A 25,485-nucleotide genomic window follows, 5' to 3' on the forward strand; every position below is an offset into this window, starting at 1 on the left:
CACATCGCGTTTTAACCTGAGGAGACCTGAGATTGGCGCATGGTGAATGATAGAATTCTTTTTACGTTGCACTGCGGTGTGCGTATTTATCACACGCTCAATATTTCAGACTCCCTGCCGTTTACGCACTGATTTTTAAGATTGATGAACCCCTCTGTTGTGCAGGTGGTCTGAAGTTCTGAAAGCTCATCATTAGCCGACGCGATCTTCTACTGCTTAGGTCTTCTGGATGAGCTATTGAAGGGAAAAACATGGCAAAGATTCTGAAGTATGTTCTGGGCCTGGATGGCGCGAACCGTTTTGACTCGTTCTATTCGGTGGGCGCACCCGCGCAGGATTTTGTCCGTTATTCTGCGGTGGATAACCGCGATAATCACGTCACTGATGAAGAATTTGACGTTGAGTTTTTCCGTAGCCGCTGGCATCGCGACCCGAGCCCCGCGGAGAAGGGTTGCATGCTTAGCCACGTGAAGATGTGGCGTGACTTTGTTGCGAGCGACGCCGACTGGGCACTGATTGCTGAAGACGACATTCTTCTTTCTCCGGATGCTGAGGCGGTGGTGAACGCAATCATCACGAAGTACCCGCAGGTGCAGCTGGTGAACCTCAGCGATTCTTTTGCGAATGATGCCGGCAAGCTGAACCCGCAGGTGGAATACATCCGCCTGTCTCTGCTGTCTCCTTTTGTACACGGTAAGTACCGTATGGGTAAGCCGTACGGTACGTGGCCCCTGATTTGCACCGGTCTGTACCTGATTTCCCGTTCGGGTGCTGAGCTGTTGCTCAAGCAATTTGAGGATAAGGTACCGGGCACCGTAGCTGATGATTACAAGCTGTACCAGCAGTGGGGTGTGGATGTGCGTTTTGTGCAGCCTGGCCTGTGCGGCTGGGAAGGCAGCAGCGTCATTTTGGAATCCGGTAAGCGTCATCTGGATAAGGTGAATAGTCTCCAGCACGGTACTGGTCCGCTGGATCGAGTGCGTATCGCTTTGGCACCGAAGAAGCGTATTACAAATGCTAAGAACGCTCTGGAAGCCACTGTTGATGAGGTAAAGCAGCGTTTCTCGCGGTAACCTAAACTGTAACCTCCCCACCATCCACCTATGTGAAGGAACGCTGTGAACGATCTGCCCCTGCTCGGCCCTGCTGAGATTCGTGAGCTTGCCGAGATGCTCGGTATTCGTCCTACGAAGACTCTTGGGCAGAACTTTGTGATTGACCCTAATACGATTCGTCGTATTGTCAACGCGGCAGAGATTTCACCGGAGGAGACGGTGCTGGAGGTCGGCCCGGGCCTGGGTTCGTTGACCCTCGGCATCCTGGACGCTGCGAAGGATATGGTGGCGGTGGAGATTGACCCGCCCCTGGCTCAGCAGCTTCCGCACACGATTGAGAAGTTCCGCCCTGAGAAGGCGGGCGATATTGACGTGGTGCTCATGGACGCCCTGAAGGTCACCGAGCTGCCTCGCACTCCGGATGCTCTGGTGGCGAACCTGCCCTATAACGTGGCGGTTCCGGTGCTTCTGCACCTGTTTGCGCAGTTCCCGAGCATTCGTCACGCCCTGGTGATGGTTCAGGACGAGGTCGCCGACCGTCTTTCGGCGACCCCGGGTTCAAAGATTTACGGTGTGCCCTCGGTGAAGGCTAATTGGTATGCCGAGGTGTATAAGGCGGGCGTGATTGGCAAGAACGTGTTCTGGCCTGCGCCGAAGATTAACTCTGGCCTGGTCGGCTTCCGCATGCGCGAAGAGCCGCTCTCTACCGTTGACCGCGACCTGGTGTTCACGATCGTGGACGCGGCCTTCGCTCAGCGCCGTAAGACCCTGCGTGCCGCGTTGAGCTCCTGGGCGGGCTCCGGAGCGCGCGCGGAGCAGATTTTGGTGGCTGCCGGTATCGCTCCGACGGAGCGCGGCGAGAAGCTGGATATTCACGGTTTTATCCGCATTGCGGAGGCTTCGCTGACTGTCCCGGCTGAGCCTGTAGTGGAATAGCTTCTTCCCGCTCTAAATTTTTCACTGACGTTCTCACGCGAGTTCCCTCGCGAAAGGTGTATGCGCTGATGAGTACCGCCTCCCAGACCGCTATTTCGGTTGATGCTCCCGGCAAGGTCAATCTGTACCTTGCCGTGGGGGATGTTCGTCCGGACGGCTACCACCCGTTGACTACGCTTTTTGCGGCGGTCTCTTTGACGGAGACCATCACGGTCTCTGAGGGGCAGGCACCGGGGCTGAGCTTGAGCATGGATATTGTGCCCGGCTCCCTGGTGGATCAGCAGATGCAGGCGGGGCAGTTCGACCCTGCCGCTGTGCCAATGGATGAGCGGAATCTTGTGTACCGTGCCGCTGCGCTGATTCTTGCGGAGCACGGCATCGAATCTGTCCCGGCGCTACACCTGCATATTGCGAAGGCTGTGCCCGTGGCTGGCGGTATGGCGGGCGGCTCAGCGGACGCGGCTGCCGCCCTCATTGCTACGGACCGCTACCTGCACGCAACCGGCCGCACCGGTGCGCTCCTGACCCAGACGGATTATGAACGTCTTGCCGCGCAACTGGGTGCCGATATTCCCTTTAGCGTGCGTGCCGCGCTCGGGCAGACCCTCGCACTGGGGCAGGGGACCGGTACCGAGCTGCAGAATATTGCGGCGCCTCGGGAACCTCTGCACCTGGTGATTGTTGCCGCGCAGTTTGGCCTCTCCACCCCCAGCGTATTCAAGCAGCTGGACGCGGGCCGCGCCTCGGGGCTGTACCCTGCCTCAGGCAAGCTGGTGGAACCCGTAGAGCTTCTGAGCACCCTGAATTCTTATGATGGTTCGGAGGCGGCGCTCGCCTCCTTGGCACCGCTGCTACGTAACGACCTGCAGGCTCCCGCGCTTTCGTGCGCCCCGCAGCTGGAACAGACCCTGAACCTGCGCGAGAGTGAGGGCGTGTACGCCTCCCTGGTGTCCGGTTCCGGTCCGACGGTGCTTCTGCTGGTTTCTTCGCAGGCTCGGGCGGAGGCTCTTGCCTCCACTCTTCGCGCTGCGGGCAACCACGCTGTGAGCGCGGTTAGTGCGATTCTGAATCACCCTTAGTTGCCGCTGTAGCTGAGCGCTGAATATATGAAGAATGCCGGTTCTAGATTGAATCTAGAACCGGCATTCTTCTATGTCTATAGACCTTAGCCCAGCAGCTCGGAGAGCTCGAGCCAGCGCATTTCTAGCTCGTCAATCTCATCCTGAAGTGTCTGCTGCTGCTCGCCGAGTGCCGCTAAACCGGCGTAGTCGGAGGCGTCGTGCGCGCTCATCTGCTCGGAGAGCTTCTCCTGTTCTGCAGCGAGCTTGGCGAGGCGGCGTTCAATCGCACCGGATTCCTTCTGCGCCGCACGCAGCTCGGCACCGGAGACCTTCGGGGTATCCGGCTCAGCAGAAGCCTGCGCCGAGGAGGCGGCACGCGCCTGCACGCTACCGGCGGCAGAACCGCCAGCACCAGCTGCTGAGAGCGCCAAATACTCGTCCACGCCGCCGGGCAAGTGACGGAACGAACCGTCAATCACGGCGTACTGCTGATCGGTGACACGCTCCATGAGGTAACGGTCGTGGCTGACCACCAGCAGGGTGCCCGGCCAAGTGTCCAGCAGGTCCTCCATCGCGGCGAGCATATCGGTGTCCAGGTCGTTGGACGGCTCGTCGAGAATCAGCACGTTCGGTTCATCCAGCAGAATCAGCATGAGCTGCAGGCGACGCTTCTGACCACCCGAAAGGTCCTTGACCGGGGTAGACAGCTGCGCGCTCGTAAAGCCCAGACGCTCCAGCATCTGCGAAGGGGACAGCTCCTTGCCATCGGCAATGTAGCTGCGCTTCTTTCGGCCAATCACATCCGAGACGCGGTCGTTAGCGACCTCGTTGAGCTCATCGAGCTGCTGAGTCAGGGTCGCAACCTTCACGGTCTTACCGTGCTTGACGCGGCCCTCGGTCGGCTTCAGATCACCGGTCACCAGAGAAAGCAGAGTGGACTTACCCGCACCGTTCACGCCCAGGATGCCGGTGCGCTCGCCGGGGGCAATACGCCAGGTGACCTTCTTCAGCACGGGACGCTTGCCGCCGGGCATCGAGGGGTCGTCGTAGACGACGGAAACATTTTCGAGGTCGACCACGTCCTTGCCGAGGCGGGAGACTGCCATCTTCTTCAGCTCCACGGTGTCACGCACCGGCGGGACGTCCGCAATGAGGGCGTTGGCGGCATCAATGCGGAACTTCGGCTTGGAGGTACGCGCGGGCGCACCGCGGCGCAACCAGGCGAGCTCCTTGCGCATCAGGTTCTGACGCTTCGCCTCCGCTGCGGCTGCCTGACGGTCACGCTCCACACGCTGCAGGATGTACGCCGCGTAGCCGCCCTCGAAGGGCTCGACGATGCGGTCGTGCACTTCCCAAGTGTCGGTACAGATTTCGTCGAGGAACCAGCGGTCGTGGGTGACGACCATGAGGCCGCCGGCGTTCTTCGACCAGCGGGACTTCAGATGGTTGGCGAGCCAGGTGATGGCCTCGACGTCCAGGTGGTTGGTGGGCTCGTCGAGCATCAGCACGTCCCACTCCTGCGCGAGCAGGGAGGCGAGCGCTACGCGTCGACGCTGACCACCAGAGAGCGAAGAGACAGGTGCATCCCAGGGCAGATCGGAAACCAAGCCCGAGATGACATCGCGGATACGGGACTGCGAGGCCCACTCGTATTCGGGGGTGTCGCCCACAATCGCGTAGCCGACGGTGTGGTCGTCGTCGAGGACGTCTGACTGGTCAAGGTAGCCGATGCGGGTGCCGCCGCGCACGGTAACGCGGCCGGAGTCCGGTTCGAGCCGGCCGGCAAGGATCTTCATGAGGGTGGACTTGCCGTCGCCGTTGCGACCGACAATGCCTATGCGGTCGCCTTCGTTCAGGCCGACCGTGATGCCTTCAAAGATGGTTCGGGTAGGGAATTCGAGGTGCAGCGATTCGCCGCCAAGTAGATGTGCCACGCCTTCTAGGGTACAGGGTGAGTGTTCAGTTCAAGTAGCGCTCCAAGCTTTGATGAGGGGCTACTTGGCGGTGCTGAGAAAAGCTGTGGGGATTGCGGGGCGCGCGGCTAAGTTGAGCACAGATATTTGATAAACTGAGGAAAGCATTTCCTGCATTGCGCTGTTCTGTGCCCAAAATGGCGGTCAATGACGATGAGGACCCGCTAGCGGGGGCTTGTCGTGAATGTAAGGATAATCCGCCATGGTGTAATGGCAGCACAGCGGCCTTTGGAGCCGTTTGTCTAGGTTCGAGTCCTAGTGGCGGAGCGTAAGCACTCAACGGCACCGTTGATAGAGAGTTGGCGGTCCGCGCTCACTCCTCACTCTTACAACCTCGTCTAAGGAGTCTTCCCAGTGAACACTGAACTGGCACCCTCTGCAGTGATCGTTCTCGCTGCAGGCGCTGGTACGCGCATGAAGTCCGCTACCCCCAAGGTCATGCACGGCATTGGTGGTCGATCCATGGTTGAGCATGCTGTCGCTGCTGCACGCGATCTGAACCCCGAGCGCCTCGCTGTTGTGGTACGTCACCAGCGCGATAAGGTTGCTGAGCATGTGCTTGCGTTTGACCCTGAGGTAACCATCGTTGATCAGGATGAGATTCCGGGTACTGGTCGTGCGGTTGAGGTCGGTCTGAATGCCTTGGATGCGCAGGCAACCGTCTCCGGCACCGTTCTGGTGACCTACGGCGATGTTCCTCTGCTGCGCCCCGAGACTCTGCGCGAACTGATTGCCTTCCACGAGGAAGACAAGAACTCCGTAACTGTCCTGACCACCCACATTGATGAGCCCGGCTCCTACGGCCGTATCGTGCGTAACCAGGCTGGCGAGGTGACCGCCATTGTTGAGGCGAAGGACGCTTCCCCCGAAGAACTCGAAATCACCGAGATCAACTCCGGTATTTACGCTTTTGATGCTGCAGTCCTGCGTGAGGCGCTGCTCGAGGTGACCACCAACAACGCTCAGGGCGAGAAGTACATTACCGACGTTCTGTCCATCGCTCGTTCGAAGGGCCACCGCACCTCCGCTCTGGCTATTGAGGACCGTTGGGAAGTTGAGGGCGCTAACGATCGCGTGCAGCTGGCTCAGCTGGGTCGTATGCTCAACAACCGCATCCTTGAGGCGCACATGCGTAACGGCGTGACTATTGTTGATCCGCAGAACACCTGGATTGACGTTACCGTCACCATTGAAAACGACGTAACCTTGCTGCCGGGCACTCAGCTGCACGGTTCCACCACCGTCGCTACCGGTGCCACCATTGGCCCGGACACCACCCTGACTGACATGACCGTTGAGGCTGACGCTACCATCATCCGCGCGCACGGTTACGGCGCTGTCATTGGTGAGGGCGCAACTGTTGGTCCCTTCGCATACCTGCGCCCCGGTACCACCCTGGGCAAGGACGCTAAGCTTGGCACCTTCTGCGAGGCTAAGAACTCGCAGATTGGCGATGGCGCAAAGATCCCGCACCTGTCCTATGTTGGTGACGCCACCATCGGTGAGGGCGCAAACATTGGTGCAGGCTCTATTTTCGCGAACTATAACGGTCTGGTGAAGAACCGCTCCGTTATTGGCGCGCACGCCCGTATGGGCTCCGCAGGCATTTATGTTGCACCTGTTACCGTCGGTGACGGTGCCTACTCCGGCGCGGGCGCGCTGATCCGTAAGGATGTTCCTGCGGGCGCCCTCGCCTACTCTGAGACTTCCCAGCGCACCATCGAGGGCTGGGTCCTGAAGAACCGTGCTGGTACCGAACCCGCCGAAGCCGCCAAGGCTGCTGGCGCTCAGGAACCGGCAGAATCCTAATTCGAGGAAAGAACAACACCATGAGTAGCGAGATTACCAACCCCGGTGAGCGCAAGCTTGTAGTGGTCTCCGGTCGAGCACACCCCAAGCTTGCCGAGGAGATCGCACAGGCTCTTGACCACGACCTGCTGCCCACCTCCGCATACACCTTCGCCAATGGCGAGACCTACGTCCGTTTTGAGGAGTCGGTGCGCGGTGCGGACGCTTTCGTGATTCAGTCGCACCCGGCACCCATCAACGAATGGCTCATGGAGCAGCTCATTATGATTGATGCACTCAAGCGCGCCTCCGCTCGCTCCATTACCGTGGTGTCTCCTTTCTACCCCTATGCTCGTCAGGACAAGAAGCACAAGGGCCGTGAGCCTATCTCGGCACGTCTGATCTCGGACCTGTACAAGACTGTTGGTGCTGACCGCCTGATGTGCGTGGACCTGCACACTTCGCAGATTCAGGGTTTCTTCGACGGTCCGCTGGATCACCTGTTCGCAATTCCGGTGCTGGCTAAGCACATCCGTGAGCGCGTTGAGGATCTGTCGAACGTGACCGTGGTTTCTCCGGATACCGGTCGTGTGCGTGTGGCTGAGCACTGGGCTGATTTGCTGGACGGCGCACCCCTGGCGTTCGTGCACAAGACCCGCGACATCAACGTCCCCAACCAGGCTGTTTCTAAGACTGTCGTGGGTGACATCGAGGGCCGTACCTGCGTGCTGATTGACGACATGATTGACACCGGCGGCACCATTGCTGGCGCTGTGAAGGTTCTCATGGACAAGGGTGCGAAGGAAGTTATCATCGCGGCAACCCACCCGGTTCTGTCCGATCCGGCTGCTGAGCGTCTGTCTCAGTGCGGTGCTGTGGAGGTCATCGTGACTAACACCCTGCCCGTGCCGGAAGAGAAGCAGTTCGATAACCTGACTATTCTCTCCATTGCTCCGTTGATTGCTCGCGCTATCCGTGAGGTCTTCGACGAGGGTTCTGTGACCGAGATTTTCGATCACTAGGCTTCTAAAGCCTAACGAAAATCCCCCGCTGACTGTTGGTCGGTGGGGGACTTTCTGCTATTGAGGCTAAGTTGTAGAGGCTAAAGCTAACCCGGTTGGAACAGATATCTGTCCCAACCGGGTTAGCGCTGTATTTAGCCTCGTATGTTTAGCGGTGTGCCTGTGCGAGCCAGGGCAGAATGATGCGCAGGGACTGCTCCACCTCGTCCACTGCAACCTTCGCTGCTGCGGGGCCGCGGCGGTAGGGGTCTTCCAGCCTATCGGTATCAAGCGGGCGGGCACCGTAGGAGTAGAGATAAGACAGCGGTTCGGCGCGGCGTGCATCCTCGCGGATACGTGCAACCTGCTTGAGGAGCTTAATCTTGGCGTGGTGCTGGGGCCACTCGCGCACAATCCAGTCGGCGTGCACCTTCTCGGCTACCAGGATGATGGTGGCGTTCTCAATAATCTGTTCGTTGAGCTGGCGGGATGCGAAGCCCTCCGGGTTGTAGCCTCGCTTGATGAGTTCGTTGGCTACGTGTTCGTAGACGCCGTGGCCGACGAGGGCGCCGGTGCCTGCGCTGGAGAAGATCCACTTGTCTTCCAGACCGTACTCGGCGGCAAGGTGCTTGGAGATGACCTCGCCGGATGCGCTACGGGCAATGTTACCGGTGCAGACGAAGACGGCTTCGAAGGGGCCGTCCTTGCGGGCGCTGTCGGTACGGTTGAGAGTCTTGGGGGAGAACTTAAAGAGGGAGGGGCGTTCGCCGCGGGGCGTAGTAGCCGGGCGGGAAGCCTGTGCGTTCTGGCTGTTGGCTTCTTCGGGGTTGGCGAGCTCTTCGGCATCAACGGTGGGCGCGTTGTGCTGGCCCACGCGGATAATGCTGGGGCCGGTGGGCTTACCGTCTACATCGAGGATGTCACCGGGGGCTGCCTCGATATCGGTATGGGTGAGAGGCTGCGAGACGGTTGCGGTGCCGTCGGCGCTCAGTTCTTCTTCCGGGGTGACTTCCTGCTGAGGGGTCTGCGTAGCGGTGTATGCCTCGTAGTCGTCTACTGCTTCGAGGAGGGAACCGTCAGGGGAGATGGTGCGACCGGCTACCCCGTGGCGGTTCTTACCTGCCAGATCGGGGTTGCTCTTAATAAGGGAGCGGACTCCATCAGCAATATTTGCGGAGGAAGAAGCAATGGTCGCAGGATGTTCCTCGGTGGTTTCTGCGGAGTTAGTTTTGTCCTCGGAGGAGCCCCAAGCGTACTTGTCCTTGAGGGACTTAATGTTGAAGATGCCCATCAAAAAGCCTTTTCTAATTGACGTACCCAACAGTGAACAGGGAAGCCGGAAGTGTCGGGTTGGTTGAATGAATAGTATCTATCATACCGAGTTACTTGCACCTTCAACGGTTCCTTTTCCTGTGTGTGGCGAATAACCCTACAAGTCAGTGGAAGAGCCGCAGCGTTCGTAGAAACTTCTGTTTAAAAATGACCTAAAGTACAGAAAACTCTCCAAAGCTAAAGAAAGCTTGCATGCTAGAATTATGCCTAGACTCTACTCATCACTCCTCAATTACATGGGCCCGTCTGCAATTTGTGACGGGTCGAGAAAGGCATCATGAACCTTCTCTCAAAAATCCGCTCAGAATTGGGTCAGCTTAGTTATTCCTTTAAACGGCGAAACACCCCTAAACTCTGGCGAGATCAGGTTGAAGCCATTCGTTTTCTCAAAGTCCATAACCTTCCTGCACCGCATCTTAAAGGTCCTCGTCAGGAAGTGTGGGCTGTTTCTGTCGTTAAGAACGAGCTAGATATTTTGCCCTCTGTGCTCGACCATTTTTTTGCTCAGGGAATTGATCGGATTATTGTTGCCGACAACCTCTCGACTGATGGTACTCGTGAGTACTTGCGTCAGCGAGCAAACGAGGATTCGCGACTTATCTTTGCTGAAGATAACTGCGACCGACATATTCAGTCTGAGAAGATAACCTATCTTTCGCACTTGGCTTGGCGTAGTGGTGCTCGCTGGATTATTCCTTTTGACGGTGACGAATTCTGGTACGCGGAGGATGAGAAGCTTGGTGATTTCCTACGTAATGCACCCGATAACATGGGCATCTACTATGCCGGATTCCACCACACTGTGCCTACCGTTGATTCGCCAGAGAACATCGTCGACACCGAATTGGTGATGGACGCTTCCTATCCCTTCCCGGGTAAGTGCGCTTTCCGTTCCCACCCCTTTGCCGTGGTAATCCCCGGCAACCATGATGTGTGCCGCCTCGGTGATATTGAGCAGCGACTTGAGATTGTTCACCTGCAGTACCGAGGTATTGCTCAGATTGCGCGTAAGGTACGTGTGGGAACCGAGACCTCCCGTCGTACTGGTGAGGACCTGAGCTACTTTGCACCTCACTGGGAGGCGGGTAGCAAGCTCAGCGATGCTGAAATTGCTGAGGTATGGGAGAACATTTCGCATGGCCGCCCCGATGAGCGAATCAAGTTCGTAGCGGAAGGCCCGATTGTTCATGGTAAGTTCCTGAAATGGAACTACTGGAATGAAGACGGGTCAATCCCCAAGGGAGACGCCTAATGGCGGCGCCCGCACGACCCTCCTCCAGGATTATGCTAGATTCGCTGACCGCGGTGCGCGGTCCCGCAGCACTTCTCGTGTTCGGTTACCACGTTATCCACGGTACGCAGTGGGCTAACTGGATTCCGGGCGCGCGTCTCGGTTACGTGGGCGTTTCGCTCTTCTTTATTCTTTCTGGATTCGTGCTGGCATGGTCGTACAACAAGAATGCCGGTGCAAAGAGTTTCTACCTTCGTCGCTTTGCGAGGGTATACCCCCTGCACTTCTTCTTCTACTGCGTGGCGTTGATGGGTCTTCTGCTGTTTGGGGTGTCTAACTCTGCTGGAAACCTCAACCCGCTAAGCGCTTTGCTGAACCTAGTTCTGCTGCAAGCGTGGGTGCCCTCTTGGGAGGTTATCTTCTCGAATAACGCGGTGAGCTGGTCTCTCTCCTGCGAGGCGTTCTTCTACCTCATGACCCCGTTCGTGTTGAACCGTTTGGATGGTATGCGCTACCGTGTGAAAGCTGCTCTACTGGGTGGTTGGTTCCTGCTGATGGCAACGGTCTCCTACATTCTGGCCGCCCAGTCGAACTTCATGGACGTGGTGGTGTATGCCAACCCGCTTCTGCGTTCAGGCGAGTTCGCACTCGGCCTGGCTCTGGGCCTCTTTGCTCTCATGGTGCGTGATGGTTACCGCGTTCCTGTGATTCGTGGCTACCACTGTTTGGCGATGATTACTCTGGCTCTTGGGGCCATGTATGTCAGCTCAAAGTTCTACTTGCTTCAGACGGCTCATGGCCTGTTGCTGGCACCGGTTTGGGCGGTATTGATTCTTGTACTGGCTCTCTGGGATATTCGGCGTTCTACCATGCCTCGTGAAAAGAACCTGTTCTGGAAGGCTGCCGTTATTGCCGGTGAGGCGAGCTTCGCTTTTTACCTGGTGCATGAGCTGGTGCTGGCATACGTGCGATCGGCACCTTTGGCTGCCTCCGCTCACGGCGGTATAACGGGTCTGCTGTATGTCGTAATTTCTCTTATCATCGCGAGCATTCTCGCGCTTCTGGCTCATTATTTTATTGAGCGTCCGGCTCATCGATTTATTGTGAAAAAATATTCACAGAAGGTATAGGTCTTATTGTGAAGAGTGTTTACTCTAAAATTCGGGTTTTTTTCCCGGGCAAAAAGTTTAGGCTCCTGGTACTAAACGTTTTGGGTCTCTTTGCGGTATCGCTTTTTGAGATGCTTGGTGTGGCTCTCGTACTTCCTCTGGTGAACCTCGCCATGGGAACCCCACGTGAAGGCTTCATCCTGAAAGTTTCTAACTTCTTCGGCGATCCGGATACCCCCACCCTAATCGTTATCTTCGGCGTGGCTCTCGTCGCAGCGTTTGTTTTCAAGGGTGTCTTCTCCCTAATTATTCGTCGCTGGAGCCTCGGCTTTATCGCCACCCAGCAGAGCGCCGTTTCAGTGACTCTGCTAAACCGCTACATGCGTGAGCCCTACCTGGACCACCGTAAGCGCGGTACCGCCCCGGTGCTGAACTCCGTAAATGATGTGGTGGGCCAGGCCTACGGCACCTTCGTCAACGGTGTGCTTGGCTTTATCGGTGACCTACTGTCAATTATTGTGTTGATGGTAATGCTACTAGTCATTATGCCGGTGCCCGCTCTTCTCGCCTTTATCTACTTCGGCCTGGCTTCGTTCGTGCTACAGGCTCTGCTCAAGCGCAAGAATCGCGAACAGGGCGTCATCGTACTGAACGCGACTAAGGGTGCGCTGGACGCAGCTATCGAAGCTGTAGTGGGCTTCCGTGAAATCCGCATGTACGGTGTGACTGAACGCTACACCTACCGCTACCAGGAAAAGCGAATTGACTCTGTGAATGCGTCGATGCGTAGTGCTTTCCTCTCCGATTTCCCGAAGTACACCTTGGAAATCATCTTCATTGTTGGTATTGCTGCTCTCTTGGCCTTTATGAGCGCTACGCAAGGTGCTGATAGCACTGGCTACTTGCTTCTCTTTGCTGGTGCCTGCATTCGTATTTTGCCTAACTACACCCGTATGGTTGCCTCTCTTGGTAGCATCCGCGCAGGTGAACATGCCAGCGAGAAACTGTTGGAAGAGCTTGAACACCTTACTCCTGAAGAGCGTATGTTCAAGATGCCCTCTGCACCGGTCGTCCCGAAGAACCTCGACTACATCAATAAGAGCATTGAGCCGGTTAATATCCAGATTGATAATCTGACCTTCCAGTACCCTGACGGTGATAAGCCTGTGCTGAAGGACATCACCCTTGACATCCCGATGGGTTCCTCAATTGCTTTTGTGGGTGGTTCTGGCTCGGGTAAGACTACGTTGATTGATCTGATTCTTGGTCTCTTCGCGCCGACTCAGGGACAGGTTTTGCAGAACGGCAAGTCGATTCTGCAGGATTTGCCGGGCTGGCATCAGCGTATCGGCTATGTGCCGCAGGATGTTTTCATCGCTGACTCAACTGTTCTGGAAGCGGTTGCTTTTGGCCTCTTGCCCGAAGAAATTGACGTGGAACGCGTCAAGTACTGCCTCGAGGTGGCTGCTCTGACTGAGGTCATCGATTCCCTGGAGAATGGCCTGGAAACTAAGATTGGCTACAACGCTACCCGTTTGTCGGGTGGCCAGAAGCAGCGTCTGGGTATCGCCCGTGCTCTGTATCGTAACCCGAGCGTGCTCATCCTTGATGAGGCTACCAGCGCGCTGGATAACGAGACCGAGCACAAGATTACGAAGACCATCGAACGTATTTCTAAGGATATTACGGTCATTATCGTGGCTCACCGTCTGTCGACGGTTCGCAATGTTGACCAGCTGGTCTATCTCTCTAAGGGACGAATTGCTAATCAAGGCACCTTCGCTGAGGTGCAGCGATCAAACGCAGAGTTCGCTAACCTGGTGAAGCTGGGGCAGTTGCCGGATTAGTCTCATAGACTGCATATCTAAAGTAGAAGGGGCTCTCGTCACGAACGAGAGCCCCTTCTTTTGCTACAGCATGTTTATGTTGTATTTTTTACCGTCTGGAAAGGTCCTTGTTAAATACCTGTAGCCGTCTTCTCTTTGAGCAAATGAACGATTTCTTTAAACTCTTGAGGTAAAGACCCAATAGGTGTAAGAGGGCCGGTTGGATGCCAAGTGACGGTTTTATGGTCAACCTCGCCGCGCAAAAGTGCTTCCCACAGGGGGGTAGCACTTTCAAAGGTTATATCACCATTACGTCTCCAGTGGTACCCCATATCTTCAGGCAAATCGGTGGCTTCCAATGCCTTAGCCCCTTGACGTAGCTTGCGAGCAAATTGTTCCTTTGAACGCCAGGGGTAGTGGATGATAGCAACTTCATTAAGCTTCTGCTTACCCGGTGCAATGACCTCATGGTTACCCATTTTGATAACGGCATTTTCCCAGCGTGAGAAACACACTTTCAGGTCCCAGTGGGGAGTTGGATCAACCCTGAGACTAGGTCCTTCAATACTGGGAAAAACGTTGTACAGCTTCGTCAGTTCGATAGTGCGCCCCTTTTGCGAGCGTAGGACTTCCGATAGCGGAGCGGAAACACCATACCAAAATTCATCAGCGTCGAACGGGATAATCCATTCAGCGCCCGCCTCCATCACCCGGTCAGCAAGCCAGGTCATTTTCTCTGATTGGTAGTAGGCTAGTTCACGGTCCTGAATAACGTGCACAGGTAGGATCTTGCTGAGTTCGAGCAGTATCTCATAGGTCCCGTCTGAAGAGCCATTATCAGCTGCTAAGATATGGTCCACACCTTGATCGAATAGATGTCGGATTGTCTGCTCGATGATATCTGCTTCGTTCTTCACCATGGTTATGCCCCATATAAAGGGGCCGGAGGGGAGAACCGTGTGGGTAAATGTTTTATCGAGCGAAGCGTAACGTTCTTTAAACTCAGTACTCTCACGGAGCGCAATGGCTTCGCGTTTTTTATCATGATTAATTTTCAGCACGAAAAGCTGGTGCTTGAGGGATTTAAGAGCGTTAATCACAGCATTTCACCCGTAATCCAGTTTTTACCTTCGGGGTGATGCACAGCAACCCAATGAGTACGGTGCATCTTTGGGCGGCTCTGATAGATACGAGCATCTTCAGAAATAACTTGATGAATATCAGGGGAAAGGACGAGCTTTTGGGCCAGCAACTCACCGATATAGGCGCCCCAATAACCGAAAGTCGTGTTGGTCAGAATCAGGTAAGGGGCGCTGGCCACAAGGGCCAGATCGTCGAACATACCGGAACCCTGCTTTTCAAAGATACAGGGTGCTACTGAGTTCAGGTGTGAGAGGTTTTCCTCGCACCACTGAAGATCATCTGATACAAAAATAATCTTTGAAGGAGTTACGGTATCCTGAAGTTTCTTCAGTGCTTCCTCCACATAGGTCACCGTATCAATTCCGAAAACCTCATTAATTTGAGGCACAGAATAGTAATCGCCACGGCGAATGTTAATGACGAGAGAATTTTCATCCACTATGTCCTGCATTCTTGCAAGGCGCTCGCTAAAGGACTCTGAAGAAAGAAGGTACTCGCGAATAAAAAAGTGCAAATCTTCTTCGCTGATATCCTTCTCAATATCCGTCGGGAAGTAGCCGCTACGGCGGGTAAAGAACGTATACTCTGACGAAGAAGCCGTAATGGAGGCAAGCTTCGGGAACTCCTCGGTCCATGCCTCCATCCCGGGACCATAGAGCAAAGATGCTTTGTCGGTGCCGTGATGGCGGAGAGTAGCCGCGCGGGCCCATAGATACAGCCAATTACCTCCCCGGGAGATGGGGTAGGAAAGGAGAATAAATTTTTCGCCGCGGCGTAGAAGGTTAATATATTTCCCCAGATACTTATGGCGAATAGAGTTGTAAGCCGTATCGACAGCACGTTTGAAAGCGGGGTGCTGAACAGTGTATACGGCGACCCTTTCTGATTCATTGATGGGTTGGATATCAGAATCCACGAGAAAGTCCCCTTTCGGATGTGTAAGATAGCGAGTTGATAGTGGGCGAGTATTTGTTAACTGCATAGGTGATTGAAAAGTGCAGCTGAAAAAGTAGTGAAGTTGTATAATCCTAGAGACGATAGCATCCACCGCTACGGTGGTTTCTATTATCCCTCTCACTCAAGAAAGATTGTAATACATGACCTTCCTTCCCCGCGTTTCTGCGGTTATTCCTTTCTACGGCGAGCCGGAGCCGGTTCTTGCCATTATTGACACTCTGCGTGCTCAGCAGGGCATTGACTCCGCAGACATTGAGATTATTGTCTCTGATGATGTTTCGCCCATCCCGTTCCCCGAGGTTGAGGGCGTGACCGTGGTTCGCCGCCCTGTTAACGGTGGTTTCGGTAAGGCTGTGAACTCCGGTGTTGCTGCCGCGACCGGTGAATGGGTTTTCATCCTCAACAGCGACCTGGAGCTGGATAACACTTTCGTCTCGCGCATGCTCGCAGCCGTGGAACGCCACGGCGAGGTACTGGCTAGCCCCCAGATTATTGGCCACGACGGCAAGCAGCAGTGGGTCGCACGTAAGTTCCCCACCGCAGCGCATATTGCGTGGGAATGGTTCACTCCGCTGGCTCGTTTCAAGCCGACCGACTGGTGGCACCGCGGCGTCGGTCACGACGTTGAAGCATGCACCGGTACCTCGGACGCGAAGGTCGACTGGGTTATGGGTGCATGCATGGTTGTTCCTCGTACGACCTTCAACCGCATCGGTGGCATGGATGAGCGTTTCTACATGAACAGCGAAGAGGTGGATTTCCAGTACCGCCTCTCGAACGCTGGTGTGGACCGTTACCTGATTCCTTCGGTGACTGTAACCCACGAGGGTGGCGGATCTTCGCCCTCCGAGCGTCGTGTGCAGTGGCTGACCACCGCTCGCTTCATTTATGCGGATAAGTGGGGCTGGGAGAAGAAGCTCGCTGCTGCTCTGCGTGCTACCAGCTACGCAAACTTTGCGGTGAACTCGGTGCGCGGCCTGCGCAATAAGGATGTGGACGCTCGTGGCTTCCTTGCCACCGAGCTGGAGCGTATTGCCAAGGCAGAGCGCCGCGAGAACTAGGCACGAAACGTGCGGAGTCTGCAAGAGTAATTCCGGAGGATTTCTAGCTCTCTTCGTAAGAAGGCGCATATAGAACGTAGGAGGCGACACAGTGCACTCGAGTGTGTCGTCTCCTGCTTTCGTTGTAAAATTTCAATAGGTATGTTTTGCCTCAAGTTGTAGGTGAAACTTTCCGTTCCTCTTCACTCCAACACATAGCACCGCACGGTTTTACCCTGCGGGTTCTTATAGCAAACGCCGACAGGATTCAATCCTCATATGACTCAGCCCAAACTTCTACTGCTCTCGCCCGCATTCCACGGGTACTGGAAGGCAATTCAGGCATCCCTGGAAGTGCACGGATACGAAGTGCGCACCCACATCTACGATGCGCCGGGTACTCTGCCCGAGCGCATCCTCAACAAGCTTGCCCACGAGCTGCCCGAGAAGTACCGCCCCGAAAGCTTCGCAGCGCAGGCTACCCGTAAGGCTATTGACGCTTTCAACGAGTTCCGCCCCGATATTGTGCTGGTCATTAAGGGCGATATGCTCTCCCGCGAATGGTGGGACCTGCTGAAGACCTCCGGTGTTCGCTACGGCACCTGGCTCTACGACGAAATGCGCCGCATGAGCTACACCGAAGAGGACCTGCACCACCTGGGCTCGCTGGCAAGCTACAGCCCGCTGGATGCGCAGCACCTGCGTGAGCAGGGCTTCGAGGTGCTCGATATGCCCAACGCCTACGACACCCATTGCCCGGTTGTCCCCATGCGCGAGGACTCCATCAACTTTGTGGGTGCTAAGTACCCGAACCGTGAGGAGACCCTGCAGGCGCTGGTCGCAGCCGGTCTGCCGGTGCGTGCTTACGGCCGTGCTTGGTCGCGTCACCCTTACGACATTCTGCGCACTAAGCAGTTCAAGGACTCCGGCGTGCCTGCAGGCCGCGATATTGACCGCTCTGAGGCGTACGGCATCATGGCGTCCTCCCCGGCAACGCTGAACATCCACAATAACCAGGATGGTTTCACCATGCGCACCTTTGAGGCTCCCGGCGTGGGCGCTCTGCAGGTGATTGACCGTGCCGATGTGGATCGCTACTACATTCCTGGCGAAGAGGTCCTGGTCTACGAGAGCATTGATGAGCTCATCGAGATTTGTACCCGTATTTTCCGTGAGCCGAAGTGGGCTCGTCAGATTCGTGAAGCCGGTCAGAAGCGTACTCTGGCTGAGCACACCTTCGATCAGCGTGTCAAGATTTTGGAGCAGCTATGGGCCTAACCTATCCCGTTGATATTGACGCATGGGCTGCCTGGCAGAAACGCCAAAACACCCTGCGCTGGGCTAAGACGGAGGCACGTCAGCTCGTGAACCGTCTGCGCGGAGACGCGGCTGAACAGGAAGGCCCCGTCGGCGGCGTTCTGTACACCCGCGGTGCCGTACCCCGCGTGCTCATCGTGCTCGATTCGTTCTCGCCGACGAGCCGTAACTCCCTATTGGAGCCGCTCAAGTACCTCGAAAACGTGGGTGTGGCCCTGTGGGTCCCCGAGGACGCTTCGGAGTACCTCAACGGCCAGTACGCCACTGAACGTTACGACCGCGATGCCTGGAGCGAGCAGGAAGCGACAGGAGACCAGTTGCAGGAACTCCTGCCCGGTGTGCGCGTAGTTCTTTCCCTGGGCCACTACCTGGCACGCGGTGCGGCAGCCTACGAGTACGCTCGCGCGATTGGCGCGGAGTACTGGGTGGTTCAGCACGGTCTGCTCGTGCCGCAGGCACCGCCGCTACCGGTCGGATGCACCCTGCTGGCTTTCAGCGAAGCTGATGCGGAATTCTGGGCATCGGGTCGCCGCGACGTCACCACTCACGCGGTGGGTTCGCAGCTGCTCTACCTCGCGGCGCAGAAGGCTGCCGGTGCTGAGGCGCAGAAGCAGAACGACCTGGAACCGATCTTCCTAGGACAGATGCACGGTGCGGAACTGCCGCGCGCATCCTTCGCGTACGCTTCGCACTCCTTCTTGAAGAAGTTTGGTGGAACCTACCGCCCGCACCCGAGCGAGAAGGACAAGCTGTCGGTGCTGACCCACAAGCTGTGGGAGAAGGAAGGCATCCGCATTGACCGCTCCGGCACCCCGCTGAACGAGGTACCGAACCCGGTGGTGTCCATCTTCTCTACCGGTGTTCTGGAGGCTGCAATCCGCGGTATCCCGGCGTGGGTTTACCACCCGGCACCGCCGGCATGGCTCGTGGAATTCTGGGACCGCTACGGCATGAACCAGTGGGGTCAGGAACCGACCCCGGCGCCTGTTCAGCCGAAGAAGGAACCGGCACAGCGTATCGCTGAACTAATGATTGAAACTTTGGAGGCATAATGCGTATTCTCTGCGTCATCCCCGTGCGCGGTGGCTCAAAGGGCATTCCGCGTAAGAACCTGCGCCCTATCGCGGGTAAGCCGCTGGTCGCATGGACCATCAAGCAGGCACTGGCTGCTAAGGAAGAAGTAGCCGGCGAGCACGAGCTGCGTGTTGTCGTCTCCACCGATGATGCTGAGCTGGCTGATATCGCCCGCGAGTACGGTGCTGAGGTGCCGTTCATGCGCCCGGCACACCTGGCTGAAGACACCACCGCAACCGAGCCGGTCATCGAGCACGCCATCGAGTTCTACACCGAAAACGGTTGGGAACCCGAGGCTGTCATGCTGCTGCAGGCAACCAGCCCGGTGCGTCTGCCCGGTACTCTGGCTCGTGCGGTCCGCCAGTTCGCGGAGAACGGTAAGGACTCCATGGTCGGTGTGATTCCGATTGGTCCGTTCATCTGGACCTGGCACGCTGACGGTGAGCCCACCGCGGCGTTCGAGATTATGGCTCGCCCGCGCCGCCAGGAGCTGACCAAGGAAACCTTCCGCTACCGTGAGAACGGTTCGATGTACATCACCAAGACCCACGTGTACATGGACCACCACAACCGCCTGGCGGGCTACCCCGGCGGTACCATTGATTTGTTCATGCTGGACGAGGTCGAGGGTGTCGATATTGACGCACCGATTGACTTCTCCGTGGCAGAGCACCAGCTCACTCAGATCCTGTCCGAAGGCAAGTAACCTTCACCCGCGGCAGTACCTCTTCTGCCGCTTCCGGCTTGACCAGCACTCAGGCATTCAACTAAACGCTCAAACGAAAAGGTCAAAATCGTGATTATTGAACGCAATATTGCCCCCTACGTGGTCTTCGCTGAAGACCCGATTCTCAACGCCCTGCAGAAGATTTCTGCTAACGGCCAGCGCATCATCTTCCTGGTGAATGAGTCCGGTATTCTGCGCGGTTCGCTCTCTGACGGTGACTTCCGTCGTTGGCTGATTGCTAACCCGACCGCATCCCTGGAGACCAGCGCCCTGGACGCTGCGAACACCAACCCGCAGACCGCACCGGCTGATGCTGATCCCGAGACCCTGCGCGCATACTTCGCGAAGGGCATCAACCACGTGCCGCTGACCGACGAGCGCGGTCACCTTGTGGCACTGGCGATGGATGAGCAGGACGTCCTGCGCATCGGTAAGCACACCATCAGCGAGGATTCCCCCTCCTTCATCATTGCTGAGATTGGTAACAACCACCAGGGTAGCGTTGACTTCGCTAAGGAACTGGTGGACCTGGCTGTTGAGTCCGGCGCGGACGCTGTGAAGTTCCAGCTGCGCGACATGGACGCTCTGTACCGCCAGCGCGGCGCAGCAACCGCAGGTGAGGACCTGGGCGTTCAGTACACCCTGGACCTGCTCTCTCGCTTCTCCCTGACCGTTGACCAGATGTACGAGGTCTTCGACCACGTCAAGCAGCACGACATGGACATCATGTGCACCCCCTGGGACGCACCCTCCGTTCAGGCGCTGGTTGACTACGGCATCCAGGGCATGAAGATTGCTTCTGCTGACCTGACCAACCACGAGCTGCTGCGCGACGTGGCTTCCCGCGGCCTGCCCATGCTGGTTTCCACCGGTATGAGCCGCGAAGAGGAAATCCGCGAGTCGGTTGCCCTGCTGCGTAACGCTGGCGCGTCCTACGCTCTGCTGCAGTGCCAGTCCGCATACCCGGCACCCTTCAAGGACGTCAACCTGGCGTATATGGACCGCCTGGCTGAGATTGGTCAGTGCCTGGTCGGCTACTCCGGTCACGAGCGTGGCTACCACGTGCCGATTGCTGCTGTTGCTCGCGGCGCGAAGATTATTGAGAAGCACTTCACCACCGACAAGACCCTCGAGGGTAACGACCACACCGTCTCCCTGCTGCCTGAGGAATTCAAGGCAATGGTTCAGCAGATCCGTGAGGTTGAGGCGGCTATTGGCTCTGCTGCTCCTCGCGAGGTGTCCACCGGTGAGCTGATGAACCGTGTGAACCTGGCAAAGTCCCTGGTTGCTACCCGCCACATCGCTAAGGGCGAGGTTGTGACTGAGGCTGACGTTGCTGTGAAGTCCCCCGGTCGCGGTCTGCAGCCGAACCACCTGCCGCAGCTGGTCGGCCGTACCATGCAGCGCGATGTTGAAGAAGGCTCGTTCTTCTTCGAGGGTGACCTGAAGGACGATCTGGTGACCCGCCGCGACTTCAAGTTCGACCGCCCCTGGGGTCTGCCGGTTCGCTACCACGACTACAAGCCGCTGATCGAAGAGGCGAAGCCGGACTTCTTGGAGTTCCACTTCTCCTACAAGGACCTCGAGATTAACATCGACGACGTCTTTGACTCCAAGCTGGACATGGGCTTCACCACCCACCTGCCCGACCTGTTCGCAGGCGACTTCCTGGTGGACCTCGCGTCCAAGGACCCCGAGGTGTGGGAGCGCTCCATCGCTGAAGTTCAGCGCACCATTGACATCACCCGTGACCTGACCCGCTACTTCACTGTGGATGAGGACCCGGTCATGGTTGTGACCATGGGTGGCTTCACCAAGGACAAGCACATCCCCGCTGCTGCACGTGCTGAGAAGTACGAGCGTATCGGTGAGGCTCTGAAGCGTCTGGACGCATCCGGCGTTCGCCTGGCTGCTCAGACTCTGCCCCCGTACCCCTGGCTGATGGGTGGTCAGCAGTACCACAACCTGTTCCTGGATCCGAAGGACACCGCAGAGTTCTCGCGTGCATTCGATACCGCACTCTGCCTGGATATCTCCCACACCATGCTTGCATGCAACTTCCTGAACATTCCGCTGTCGGAGGCTGTTGAGCAGCTGGCACCGCTGTCCATTCACCTGCACCTGGTGGACGGCACCGGCGTTGACGGTGAGGGCGTTCAGGTTGGCGAAGGCGATGTCGACTGGGCATCCCTGGGTAAGCAGCTGCGTGAGCTGGCGCCGAAGGCATCCTTCATTCCCGAAATCTGGCAGGGCCACATCAACAACGGTGAAGGCTTCTTCACCGCACTGGACCGCCTCGAAAAGTGGCTGTAGGATTAGCGTCTATGGCCAAGTCTCAGACCGTAAAAGCTCGGGAGGGTGAAATTCTGGATCAGAATTTCATTACTCCCGGGCGTTTCCGGGAGCTAGACGGGTTCCGTGGCCTGGCTGCTATTACCGTGGTGATTTATCACCTGGGTGTTCCGGCTACTCAAAATTACCCGCGAACCGCCCCCTCGCCTTACGATATTCCTCTGGGCGAGCTGGGTGTTCAGCTCTTCTTCATTATTTCTGGCTTTGTAATCCTGCTCAGCGCTATCAAGAGCGGGTCGGCACTGAAGTTCGCGGTTTCGCGTTTTTCTCGTATTTACCCGACATACTGGTTTGCGCTGGCTGTATCAGCGCTGGTGTATTTCATCTATGGAAACCCCGGACGCCATATTACGATTCCGCAGACCCTAATCAACACAACGATGTTGCAACGCTTCCTGCGTGTGGATAACGTGGATCAGGTGTACTGGACGCTGGCAGTTGAACTGCAGTTCTACGTGATGGTCGCCCTGTACCTGATTATCAGGAAGGGAAAGATTTACCGTGGGGAGCTGACTACGATTCTGCTTACCTGGTCGGTTATCGGTACGGCTCTGTGTCTGCTTTTCCACCCTGAGGCTTCTCTCGGTGGAGCACCGAAGATGATTGTGTGGGCTGCGGTTGCGGAACATTCTTCGCTCTTTAGTCTGGGCATGATGTTCTTCATGTACAGTCATGATCGAAAGTTCACCTGGCACATTCCGTACTTTGCAATTCTGGCTTCCCTCAACGCAGCGCTGATGCATGATCTTGCTCATGGAATCGGTGTGGCGCTGATTAGCCTGGTGTTCTTCATCGTTGTATACCTGAAGAACGTTCCGGTACTTGCAAAGGGTCCGCTGAATTTCTTGGGACGTATTTCCTACCCCCTGTACTTGGGCCACGCTATGGTCGGCTATATGCTGGTGGATCTGTTCTACCCGGTGGCTGGTCCCTGGGGGGCACGTATTATTGCATTGGTTTTGGTGGTTTGCTTCGCCTACCTGGTGCATATTTCCATTGAAACTAAGGTTTCTGCATCCTTCCGTTCTTTCCTCACTCGAAAGTTGACTAAGGCATGACCACTACACCAACGACTCTTTGGGTCGTTCCGGTTCCCGATTTTGGTGGAGTAGCTCGGCACGTTGTCGATATGGCACGTGCCGGGCTCCCCGGCTTTAACCTGGTGGTTCTCGCCCCCGAGGGTAAGCTGACCGAGCGCCTCGAGGAACTGGGCGTCACCGTCATCAAGGCTGAGTTCGGCCCCGACTACGGTTTTAAGACTTCCTTTGCTTCTTTGAAGAAGGCTATTGAGCAGCTTCGCCCGGAGATTGTGCACAGCCACCTCGCATATGCGGACGTCGTCGCAACCGCTGTGGTGAATGCTCTGCGCGTCCGTAGTGTAATCAAGCGTGGTACCTGCGTGCCGAAGCTCCTGACCACTGAGCACGGTATTGCCGGTAACGATTCGGTGTATCACGGCAGCTCCTGGCGTTCTAAGCTCATGGAGACCGTGCACCGTGTGCGCCTGTGGGGTACCGACCAGGCGATTGCTGTTTCTCGTTCTACCGCTGATCAGATGCGCGCCAAGTGGGGCGCTCGTGGCGTGGAGCTGGTGTATAACGGTGTGGATATCCTCGAGGTACATGCAGCTGTTGAGCAGCAGCGTATTCCCTCTGAGGGGGGTCCGCGTATTCTCTCGCTGTCTCGTCTGTCCCCTGAGAAGGGCATCGACGTGCTGTTGGATGCTTTTGCGCAGCTTCGTGCTGAGTACCCGAAGGCTCATCTTGAGATTGCGGGATCTGGCGATTTGGCATCCGAGTTGCAGGCTCAGGCTCAGCGTCTGAACCTGGGCGATTCGGTGACCTTCAGCGGCTTCGTTAACCCGATTGAGGCTATGGGCCGTAGCGACATGATTGTTCAGCTGTCGGTGTGGGAGAACTGCTCCTACACTCTGCTGGATGCTAAGGCAGCCGGCTTGAAGACGGTCGCTACCGCTGTGGGCGGCAACCCGGAGATTCTGGGCGCTGATGAGCTGGTGGACCGCCAGAGTGCAACCCTGACTCAGGATGTTCTGCAGGCTATGCGCGCGCAACTGCAGAAGGGGGAATCGGTGCCTTTTACCTGGATCTCAAACGCGCAGATGGCTGCTCAGACCGCCGAGATATACGCTCGTATTTTGGAGAAGAAATGACTGTAGCTCACTCTCAACCTGCATCTGGAACCCAGTATCCAGGTGCCGCATCGAGCAATGCCACTCGCTTTGGGCAGGCTGCGAAGGCTGAAGCAAAGTACCTTGCTGGTAGTGTGTCCAAGCTATCGATGCTCGATTTCTGGGCGGGGTTCGGCCTGATTTTTATTGGTATTACAACAGCGTTCTTCGCCATGCCAGTTGGAACTGTTGTGGTGATGGTGCTTGTACTCTACAACTTGACTAAGCCTGCCAAAATCGAGAACACCTACAACGGCTTGTTCTTTACGATTCTTCTGTTGGCCATTGGCTGGGCACTATTTGAGACTTTGACGTTCAACAGCTTCCCTGTTGAATATGCGATTCGTCGTGCTGTGCGTATGGCGGTTGTGGTACTGCTTGCTCTGCAGATTGCGCAGAAGAAGATTGATATCCGTTCTCTACTGTTTGGTGTGGCCTTTGGCCTCTTGATCAACGTCATTGGCTTCTACGCGGGTATCGCACCTGATAACTATGGTGGTACGTTGACCGGTTGGCTCAATGATAAGAACCAATCGGGTCTGTACTATGCGCTTTTCGGTTTCCTCTTTGTCGCTATGGTCAGAAAGACAAGCCACCGTATTGCTGCTATTGCTGTTAGCGCGGGCATGTTGTGGCTGACTGGTTCTCGCACTTCATTGGCGGCGTACGCATTCGCCGTCCTGTGGTTGTACTTCTCCTACCGTCTGAATCTCTTCGGCAAAGCTGTTCTGGCGTATCTGTTCTATCTAGGCGTGAACTACCTGGAAGATAACTTTGCTCGTGCTGGTGCTTTCTCGGATCGCCTCGGTAGTGACCTATTGCGTCAGCGAATTGACGAAGGAATGTACCGCATGATTGATGTGGTTCCGTGGTACGGCGGCGGTTTGGGTACTGCACAGGTTCCGCTACAAGACCGATACTTTTACTTCCACAACTCATATATGACGCTGGTCCAGGAGGCCGGATGGGTCTATATGATTGTGGTTGTATCCTTGATGATTTCTGCCGCATTCATCTGGAAGCAGCAGCGTACTCAGCGCATTGTTATTGCCGAAGCCGCAATGGTGATTATCATTATTACCTCTCAGCGTCTTGGAGAGGTGATTCTGACTGTGCCGTGGGCTATCGTGGTGGGTCTTGCATTGCTGTACCTGAACCCGGATAAGGATCTGGATGCTTCAGATAGCGGACAGCAGGAACCAGGTGCTATGCAGAAGGTGCAGAGTAGCGATGAAAAACCTGCGCTGCAGAACGGCGAGCTCATCGAGAATGAAGCTCCTGCCTCTGTAACCCATCAAGAAACGCCTAAGAAGTTGACTACTTCTAAATCGTTTGACGTCAGTTCTATCCGTCAGCAGGCGAGGAAAGTATAACG

20 protein-coding genes and 1 tRNA gene are annotated in these 25,485 nt (G+C 56.4%); 17 read left to right on the forward strand and 4 right to left on the reverse strand.

What is annotated here, in order from left to right; all coding sequences use genetic code 11:
- Nucleotides 1–251: 251 nt before the first annotated feature.
- The 3 genes from HMPREF2919_RS07925 (at nucleotide 252) to HMPREF2919_RS07935 (ending at nucleotide 3,070) form a co-directional block, all read left to right on the forward strand.
- Nucleotides 252–1,073 carry a glycosyltransferase family 25 protein gene (locus HMPREF2919_RS07925; RefSeq protein ID WP_049346770.1) on the forward strand — a complete coding sequence of 274 codons (822 nt, stop codon included), beginning with the start codon at nucleotides 252–254 and terminating at the stop codon, nucleotides 1,071–1,073.
- A 45-nt stretch (nucleotides 1,074–1,118) separates the two neighbouring features.
- Entirely contained in the window at nucleotides 1,119–1,991 is an 873-nt protein-coding gene (gene rsmA / locus HMPREF2919_RS07930) for a 16S rRNA (adenine(1518)-N(6)/adenine(1519)-N(6))-dimethyltransferase RsmA (protein WP_070667115.1), read from the forward strand.
- 68 nt (nucleotides 1,992–2,059) lie between these two features.
- Nucleotides 2,060–3,070 (forward strand): 4-(cytidine 5'-diphospho)-2-C-methyl-D-erythritol kinase, encoded by a 1,011-nt coding sequence (locus HMPREF2919_RS07935; protein ID WP_070667117.1) that lies wholly within the window; start codon nucleotides 2,060–2,062, stop codon nucleotides 3,068–3,070.
- Nucleotides 3,071–3,156: 86 nt separating this feature from the next.
- Here HMPREF2919_RS07935 and HMPREF2919_RS07940 read toward each other — a convergent pair whose 3' ends face one another.
- The gene (locus HMPREF2919_RS07940) at nucleotides 3,157–4,986 is read right to left on the reverse strand and encodes an ABC-F family ATP-binding cassette domain-containing protein (RefSeq protein ID WP_070667119.1); all 1,830 of its coding nucleotides are present in this window, start codon (nucleotides 4,984–4,986) and stop codon (nucleotides 3,157–3,159) included.
- 235 nt (nucleotides 4,987–5,221) lie between these two features.
- On the opposite strand from HMPREF2919_RS07940, the gene HMPREF2919_RS07945 reads away from it, so the two are divergent.
- The 3 genes from HMPREF2919_RS07945 (at nucleotide 5,222) to HMPREF2919_RS07955 (ending at nucleotide 7,835) form a co-directional block, all read left to right on the forward strand.
- Nucleotides 5,222–5,292: transfer RNA gene (locus HMPREF2919_RS07945), tRNA-Gln, on the forward strand.
- Nucleotides 5,293–5,379: 87 nt separating this feature from the next.
- Nucleotides 5,380–6,834, forward strand: coding sequence for a bifunctional UDP-N-acetylglucosamine diphosphorylase/glucosamine-1-phosphate N-acetyltransferase GlmU (glmU, locus tag HMPREF2919_RS07950; protein WP_070667122.1), 1,455 nt, complete (start codon nucleotides 5,380–5,382; stop codon nucleotides 6,832–6,834).
- Between the two features lie 20 nt (nucleotides 6,835–6,854).
- On the forward strand, nucleotides 6,855–7,835 hold the full coding sequence (locus tag HMPREF2919_RS07955) for a ribose-phosphate diphosphokinase (protein ID WP_070667124.1): 981 nt from the start codon (nucleotides 6,855–6,857) through the stop codon (nucleotides 7,833–7,835).
- A 148-nt stretch (nucleotides 7,836–7,983) separates the two neighbouring features.
- Here HMPREF2919_RS07955 and HMPREF2919_RS07960 read toward each other — a convergent pair whose 3' ends face one another.
- A complete protein-coding gene (locus tag HMPREF2919_RS07960) occupies nucleotides 7,984–9,105 on the reverse strand; it encodes an arsenate reductase/protein-tyrosine-phosphatase family protein (protein ID WP_070667127.1) in 1,122 nt (373 codons plus the stop codon).
- Nucleotides 9,106–9,423: 318 nt separating this feature from the next.
- On the opposite strand from HMPREF2919_RS07960, the gene HMPREF2919_RS07965 reads away from it, so the two are divergent.
- The 3 genes from HMPREF2919_RS07965 to HMPREF2919_RS07975 are packed head-to-tail and all read left to right on the forward strand — an operon-like array spanning nucleotide 9,424 to nucleotide 13,333.
- The gene (locus tag HMPREF2919_RS07965) at nucleotides 9,424–10,398 is read left to right on the forward strand and encodes a glycosyltransferase family 2 protein (protein WP_005506913.1); all 975 of its coding nucleotides are present in this window, start codon (nucleotides 9,424–9,426) and stop codon (nucleotides 10,396–10,398) included.
- Nucleotides 10,399–10,430: 32 nt separating this feature from the next.
- Nucleotides 10,431–11,507: an acyltransferase family protein gene (locus HMPREF2919_RS07970; protein WP_070667129.1), complete on the forward strand. Its 1,077-nt coding sequence runs from the start codon at nucleotides 10,431–10,433 to the stop codon at nucleotides 11,505–11,507.
- Between the two features lie 8 nt (nucleotides 11,508–11,515).
- Entirely contained in the window at nucleotides 11,516–13,333 is a 1,818-nt protein-coding gene (locus HMPREF2919_RS07975; RefSeq protein WP_049352061.1) for an ABC transporter ATP-binding protein, read from the forward strand.
- Nucleotides 13,334–13,443: 110 nt separating this feature from the next.
- Here the strand turns inward: HMPREF2919_RS07975 and HMPREF2919_RS07980 are convergent, their stop codons facing one another.
- Nucleotides 13,444–14,412, reverse strand: coding sequence for a glycosyltransferase family 2 protein (locus tag HMPREF2919_RS07980; RefSeq protein WP_070667132.1), 969 nt, complete (start codon nucleotides 14,410–14,412; stop codon nucleotides 13,444–13,446).
- Nucleotides 14,409–15,371: an alpha-1,2-fucosyltransferase gene (locus HMPREF2919_RS09040; RefSeq protein WP_070594029.1), complete on the reverse strand. Its 963-nt coding sequence runs from the start codon at nucleotides 15,369–15,371 to the stop codon at nucleotides 14,409–14,411. The genes HMPREF2919_RS07980 and HMPREF2919_RS09040 overlap by 4 nt, the downstream gene beginning before the upstream one ends.
- Before the next feature lie 181 nt (nucleotides 15,372–15,552).
- On the opposite strand from HMPREF2919_RS09040, the gene HMPREF2919_RS07990 reads away from it, so the two are divergent.
- The 8 genes from HMPREF2919_RS07990 to HMPREF2919_RS08025 all read left to right on the forward strand — a co-directional run bounded on the left by HMPREF2919_RS07990 (nucleotide 15,553) and on the right by HMPREF2919_RS08025 (nucleotide 25,483).
- The gene (locus tag HMPREF2919_RS07990) at nucleotides 15,553–16,473 is read left to right on the forward strand and encodes a glycosyltransferase family 2 protein (protein ID WP_070594031.1); all 921 of its coding nucleotides are present in this window, start codon (nucleotides 15,553–15,555) and stop codon (nucleotides 16,471–16,473) included.
- Between the two features lie 258 nt (nucleotides 16,474–16,731).
- Nucleotides 16,732–17,730 carry a CgeB family protein gene (locus HMPREF2919_RS07995; protein WP_070667137.1) on the forward strand — a complete coding sequence of 333 codons (999 nt, stop codon included), beginning with the start codon at nucleotides 16,732–16,734 and terminating at the stop codon, nucleotides 17,728–17,730.
- Nucleotides 17,721–18,821: an RNA-binding protein gene (locus tag HMPREF2919_RS08000; RefSeq protein WP_070667139.1), complete on the forward strand. Its 1,101-nt coding sequence runs from the start codon at nucleotides 17,721–17,723 to the stop codon at nucleotides 18,819–18,821. The genes HMPREF2919_RS07995 and HMPREF2919_RS08000 overlap by 10 nt, the downstream gene beginning before the upstream one ends.
- On the forward strand, nucleotides 18,821–19,549 hold the full coding sequence (locus HMPREF2919_RS08005; protein ID WP_070667141.1) for an acylneuraminate cytidylyltransferase family protein: 729 nt from the start codon (nucleotides 18,821–18,823) through the stop codon (nucleotides 19,547–19,549). Before HMPREF2919_RS08000 ends, HMPREF2919_RS08005 begins: the two co-directional genes overlap by 1 nt.
- Before the next feature lie 90 nt (nucleotides 19,550–19,639).
- Nucleotides 19,640–21,883 (forward strand): N-acetylneuraminate synthase family protein, encoded by a 2,244-nt coding sequence (locus HMPREF2919_RS08010; RefSeq protein WP_070667142.1) that lies wholly within the window; start codon nucleotides 19,640–19,642, stop codon nucleotides 21,881–21,883.
- A gap of 11 nt (nucleotides 21,884–21,894) precedes the next feature.
- On the forward strand, nucleotides 21,895–22,980 hold the full coding sequence (locus tag HMPREF2919_RS08015) for an acyltransferase family protein (RefSeq protein WP_049355028.1): 1,086 nt from the start codon (nucleotides 21,895–21,897) through the stop codon (nucleotides 22,978–22,980).
- A complete protein-coding gene (locus tag HMPREF2919_RS08020; RefSeq protein WP_070667145.1) occupies nucleotides 22,977–24,092 on the forward strand; it encodes a glycosyltransferase in 1,116 nt (371 codons plus the stop codon). The genes HMPREF2919_RS08015 and HMPREF2919_RS08020 overlap by 4 nt, the downstream gene beginning before the upstream one ends.
- Nucleotides 24,089–25,483, forward strand: coding sequence for an O-antigen ligase family protein (locus tag HMPREF2919_RS08025; protein ID WP_070634157.1), 1,395 nt, complete (start codon nucleotides 24,089–24,091; stop codon nucleotides 25,481–25,483). The genes HMPREF2919_RS08020 and HMPREF2919_RS08025 overlap by 4 nt, the downstream gene beginning before the upstream one ends.
- The last annotated feature ends 2 nt before the right edge of the window (nucleotides 25,484–25,485 follow it).

Source organism: Rothia sp. HMSC068E02 (genome assembly GCF_001813565.1).
Taxonomy (GTDB): domain Bacteria; phylum Actinomycetota; class Actinomycetes; order Actinomycetales; family Micrococcaceae; genus Rothia.

Excerpts from the sequence above, each read along its gene's own strand:
- HMPREF2919_RS07925 (WP_049346770.1), top strand. The coding sequence starts at position 252 with ATGGCAAAGATTCTGAAGTATGTTCTGGGCCTGGATGGCGCGAACCGT.
- HMPREF2919_RS07935 (WP_070667117.1), top strand. The coding sequence starts at position 2,060 with ATGAGTACCGCCTCCCAGACCGCTATTTCGGTTGATGCTCCCGGCAAG.
- HMPREF2919_RS07955 (WP_070667124.1), top strand. The coding sequence starts at position 6,855 with ATGAGTAGCGAGATTACCAACCCCGGTGAGCGCAAGCTTGTAGTGGTC.
- HMPREF2919_RS07960 (WP_070667127.1), bottom strand. The coding sequence starts at position 9,105 with ATGGGCATCTTCAACATTAAGTCCCTCAAGGACAAGTACGCTTGGGGC.
- HMPREF2919_RS07965 (WP_005506913.1), top strand. The coding sequence starts at position 9,424 with ATGAACCTTCTCTCAAAAATCCGCTCAGAATTGGGTCAGCTTAGTTAT.
- HMPREF2919_RS07970 (WP_070667129.1), top strand. The coding sequence starts at position 10,431 with ATGCTAGATTCGCTGACCGCGGTGCGCGGTCCCGCAGCACTTCTCGTG.
- HMPREF2919_RS07990 (WP_070594031.1), top strand. The coding sequence starts at position 15,553 with ATGACCTTCCTTCCCCGCGTTTCTGCGGTTATTCCTTTCTACGGCGAG.
- HMPREF2919_RS07995 (WP_070667137.1), top strand. The coding sequence starts at position 16,732 with ATGACTCAGCCCAAACTTCTACTGCTCTCGCCCGCATTCCACGGGTAC.
- HMPREF2919_RS08000 (WP_070667139.1), top strand. The coding sequence starts at position 17,721 with ATGGGCCTAACCTATCCCGTTGATATTGACGCATGGGCTGCCTGGCAG.
- HMPREF2919_RS08005 (WP_070667141.1), top strand. The coding sequence starts at position 18,821 with ATGCGTATTCTCTGCGTCATCCCCGTGCGCGGTGGCTCAAAGGGCATT.
- HMPREF2919_RS08015 (WP_049355028.1), top strand. The coding sequence starts at position 21,895 with ATGGCCAAGTCTCAGACCGTAAAAGCTCGGGAGGGTGAAATTCTGGAT.
- HMPREF2919_RS08020 (WP_070667145.1), top strand. The coding sequence starts at position 22,977 with ATGACCACTACACCAACGACTCTTTGGGTCGTTCCGGTTCCCGATTTT.
- HMPREF2919_RS08025 (WP_070634157.1), top strand. The coding sequence starts at position 24,089 with ATGACTGTAGCTCACTCTCAACCTGCATCTGGAACCCAGTATCCAGGT.